Origin of the sequence: Flavobacterium sp., from assembly GCF_044338735.1 — a bacterium.
In the GTDB taxonomy this organism is placed as follows: domain Bacteria; phylum Bacteroidota; class Bacteroidia; order Flavobacteriales; family Flavobacteriaceae; genus Flavobacterium.
Window position 1 is genome coordinate 1 of record NZ_JBIIWV010000168.1, and the last position, 4,202, is coordinate 4,202.

Consider the following 4,202-nt stretch of genomic DNA (forward strand, 5'->3'; position numbering starts at 1 on the left):
TTGATAACAAGATTTTTATAAAATATAATTACATATCTTTGAGGACTTAATATAAAATTTTAAAAATGAAAAAAATTATTACAATAACATTCGTATTATCACTATTTATTTTGTCATGCTCTAGTGATGACCCCCAAAATGAAATTCAAAACTTTGACCCGAATACAATTTTACCAAAAAAAATAATAAAAGATGATTCACGAACCGGTTTTGAATTTTATTCAAATTATATCTATGAATTTTTTTACAACGGTAGTAAGTTAAATAACATAGAGGTTAAATATTCTGATTTTGAAAACGGTATTTTGATAGAAGGAGAATATAGTCTTAATTTCACGTATAACGGTAATTTTATTTCTAAAATTGAACTTATTAATAATTTGGGTCAAGTTGAAATGTATTTTGATTTTACATACAATAACAATAAACTAGTTAATAAAAAATTCTTTTTTAATAATTCTTTGATTGATAATTTTGACTATATATATAATTCAAATTCTATTACAAGAACAATGACTAGTTTTGATACAGATGGAAATCCAAATCCAAATACAATAACCGACAACTTTATTATAACTAATAACTTAATTTCAAAATATAATTTTACTAATATTAATTATAGTTCAACCAATAGTCCTTTCAAAAACATTAGTGGTGTTCAAGATGCATTTGTCGAGGGGGGAGTAGATTTAGATAATTATAGTTTTTATGGAGATATATTTTTCTCAACCCAAAAAAATATGTTAAACAATCTTTATGGTAATTTTTCATACATTTATAATAATGTTGAATTTCCTTCAACAGTTATGTATTTTTATAATCAAACAAATCTTAATTTTAATAACTCTATTAATTATCACATAATTTATCAATAATATTGTATATTATTATAAGTTTAAGTTGAAATCCCGATAGCGCGGAATTGCATTCCGTGCCCAAAAAGAAAAAACCCCACAAAACCTGATAGCGCGGATTTGCAATCCCGATAGCGCCAAATTGCATTCCGTGCTCACAAAAAAACCCCACAAAATCAAATTTGCGGGGTTTTTATAGTGTTAAAAGGGATATTATAAAATTACAAATCTTTTAAATGCCTTTTGTCGGTTCCATTCAATAGAAAGAATATAGGTTCCAGAGGCCAGTGATAAATAATCTAAGGTTATATTTTTGTCAGTTACATAGGCAACACGGTTGTCTATTAAACTGCCATTAATAGAAAAAACAGTAAATTGAACATTGGTATTTACTGCTTCAGGGAACAATAAAGAAATAGCACCATTACTAGATGGATTTGGATAAAGTGTAATCACATCATCATAAGTTATAGTACTGTCTAAGGTGCTTTCAAAAATGGGTAATTTCACATAATTGCCTCCTAAAACTTCAGCAGCTTCACTTTCAGACATACACAACCAATCTTGCATTACGGTTGTATACAGTTGTCGATAATCAAATTGCATGGGCACTTGGCTGCTTGTAGTAGCAGTTGTGGGCAATTCGGGACTTGTACCGATCATACCCGAAACCGGGTAAGCAGTATTTGCAACTGCACTCGGACTTGTATTTAAAGCGCCTCCAAAAAATATAACAGGAGCAGCAGCACCATGATCGGTTCCCATACTCGCGTTACTTTTTATTCTTCTTCCAAATTCACTAAAAGTCATTCCGGTTACTTTATCTTCTTTGTCCATGTAAGCTATTTCTTGTTGAAAAGCACCAATGGCTTGGGACAATAGCGTTAAGTTAACCGCCTGAGAACCTTGTGTTTTGTCGGTACTGCTAACTTGATTTTCATGGGTGTCATGCGTGTTTGGATGATTTACAATATAAACAGGCGTTTGCAATCCTCCATTAATTAACTTGGCAACAATTTTTAATTGATCGGCTAGTTTATTGTTTGTCGGATAAGTTACTCCCGAGTTCAAAGGGCTGTTATATGCGGCTTGAATTACATTTCTATACACATTACTTTGATCTTTCATCAACCGAAGAAACGTAAGTTCGTGTCCATAATCAGAATTAGGCGCAGGATCGGTAATACCATTTATGACATTCAAAAGGGCATTCGGATCGGGAGCGCTATACCCCATATTCATATTTGGCCCTTGTAATGAAAAAGGCAGTGTGGAACCTATTTGTATGGCTAATGGATCGGACATTTCTGCAGAAGGATACGCGGTTGGGTAATTCGGATATTTAATATCTAATGCCCTTCCAAGCCAACCACTATCAAGGTTTTGATTGCTTCCTGATGCTGTGAACCAAATATCGGTTGCTCTAAAATGACTGTAATTAGGATTAGGATAGGACACCCCTTGCATAATCATCATTTTGCCATTATTATACAGATTTTTCATTTCAGTCATTGCTGGATGAAGTCCCGTTGAGCTATTGTTGTTTAAGGTTAACACGCTAGATTCGTCCATTAAAATATTCGACCGCGCATTAAATAGTTTACTCCATTGGTCTAATGGGAACACCGTGTTTAAACCGTCATTTCCTCCATTTTGCTGAATAATAACTAATATTTTGCCACAATTTACGGCAGAAAGCGCCATTTTTTCTAGTGTTAAACTATCAAACTCTGAAGATGCCATTACCGGAATTCCTCTTAATAATAAAGGAGTTGAGGCTAATGCAGTTGTTTTTATAAAATTTCTTCTTTTCATAATGCTACATTAATTGATATTCTGATAATTGAGTGATAGCGAGTAGCAAACTTTTTAAACGTGATTTTACTACATTTTTAAAACCATTGTTTGTTGGGTTGCTGATATAGTTATTCCAAGCATCTGACCAATAATAATTTTGTACTTGATTGGACAACAAATTTTGTACTTTTAATTCTAATTTTGCAGTACTACTCAAATCAACGGGAAGTAAATATTTAACACACTCGTTGACTAATGCATCTGGATCTGCAATGGTTCCTGCCGAAAATTGTGAAACCCATGCAATTACATCAACCTCAATGCGAGTTGTTAAACCGTTATAGGTCAAATTAAATCCATTAAATATAGCATCAATAAATGCTGCTCTTTTTTGAACGGTATTGGAATTGATCCAATATTCATGGAAATTTGGACTTTGATGATAGGCAGGCCAACCCGCAACATTAGGCATATTACCCATTGATTGATCGTTAGGGACTAAAAATCTTGTATTTATGGCGCCCCAAACATAGTATTGAGCATGGTGATTAGTGGCGTCTGAAACATTGTAATTCAAATTAAAAGTACGCATACTTCCAAGAATTAAATCAAATGGAGATTTGATGTACACCCCATAATTTGCCATATCATAAAAATGTTGGCTTTTGAATAATTTATCTAAAACAGGTGCTATTTCCCAATTGTTTGCAACAAAATGTTGTGCTAAAGGAACGATTACATTCGCTTCAATATTGGCATCAATGTCATAATACACAAAATAGCGATACAATCTGCGACAAATATATTCGGATACAACTTGCGATTTTGAAAAGATCAAATCTATGAACGCATCTAATTCGGCACTTCCATTATTTGAGATGATAGTGTTGTTAAAAAACGCAGAAAATGTTTTGTTTGAAGTGTCGTGTTGTGTTGCTACAAAAGAGGTTGTTGTAGGGTGTGAATTAAGATTTTGAACCCGCCAACCGGTAAGTACTTTTGCAGCGGCAATTACATCAGCTTCAGTAAATTGACTCAAAGGGTCTTTACCAAGCGTAAAAAGCTCCATGATTTCACGAGCAAAATTTTCATCTGGCGCACTGCTTGTATTGGCTTGATTGTTCAAATAATACATCATTGCAGGCTGTGTTGCTACATTTCGGATTAAGGTTTTAAAATTTCCTAAACCATTATTTCTAAAATTTTGAATGTATTCATGAGATATTCGAGCAGAATTAGTAGCACAATAAATATTTTGAGAAACTCTAACTGTATTAAAATCAATTGGAATAAAATGATACCAAAACCAGGTCATTTTTTCTTTTATATTGAGTTGTTGGTTTAATCCTTGTCCTAAATTCCAGGCAGAAAGCCCCGTAATTCGATAAACATTTGTTGTGTTTCCTATGGAATTTGAATTGAAAGCATGTTGGGTCCAATCACTTCCGTATGGAACATTTCCTTCATCGGCATAAACATTTTGATAATAATTAACGGGCGGACTTGGTACTGTATTTGGAATAGTTAAAAGCGAATTGACACTTGAATTTA

Annotated in this window: 3 protein-coding genes; 1 reads left to right on the forward strand and 2 read right to left on the reverse strand. The window is 33.0% G+C overall.

Translation table 11 applies throughout. From position 1 onward, the window contains the following. The first annotated feature begins 65 nt into the window (after positions 1-65). Positions 66-875 carry a hypothetical protein gene (locus tag ACIQZC_RS09405; RefSeq protein WP_396138972.1) on the forward strand — a complete coding sequence of 270 codons (810 nt, stop codon included), beginning with the start codon at positions 66-68 and terminating at the stop codon, positions 873-875. 192 nt (positions 876-1,067) lie between these two features. Here the strand turns inward: ACIQZC_RS09405 and ACIQZC_RS09410 are convergent, their stop codons facing one another. Both ACIQZC_RS09410 and ACIQZC_RS09415 read right to left on the reverse strand, forming a co-directional pair. Then, positions 1,068-2,669, reverse strand: a complete 1,602-nt coding sequence (locus tag ACIQZC_RS09410; protein ID WP_396138973.1) for a DUF1501 domain-containing protein — start codon at positions 2,667-2,669, stop codon at positions 1,068-1,070. 4 nt (positions 2,670-2,673) lie between these two features. After that, the coding region (locus ACIQZC_RS09415) for a DUF1800 family protein (protein WP_396138974.1) at positions 2,674-4,202 on the reverse strand (1,529 nt) is incomplete at its 5' end.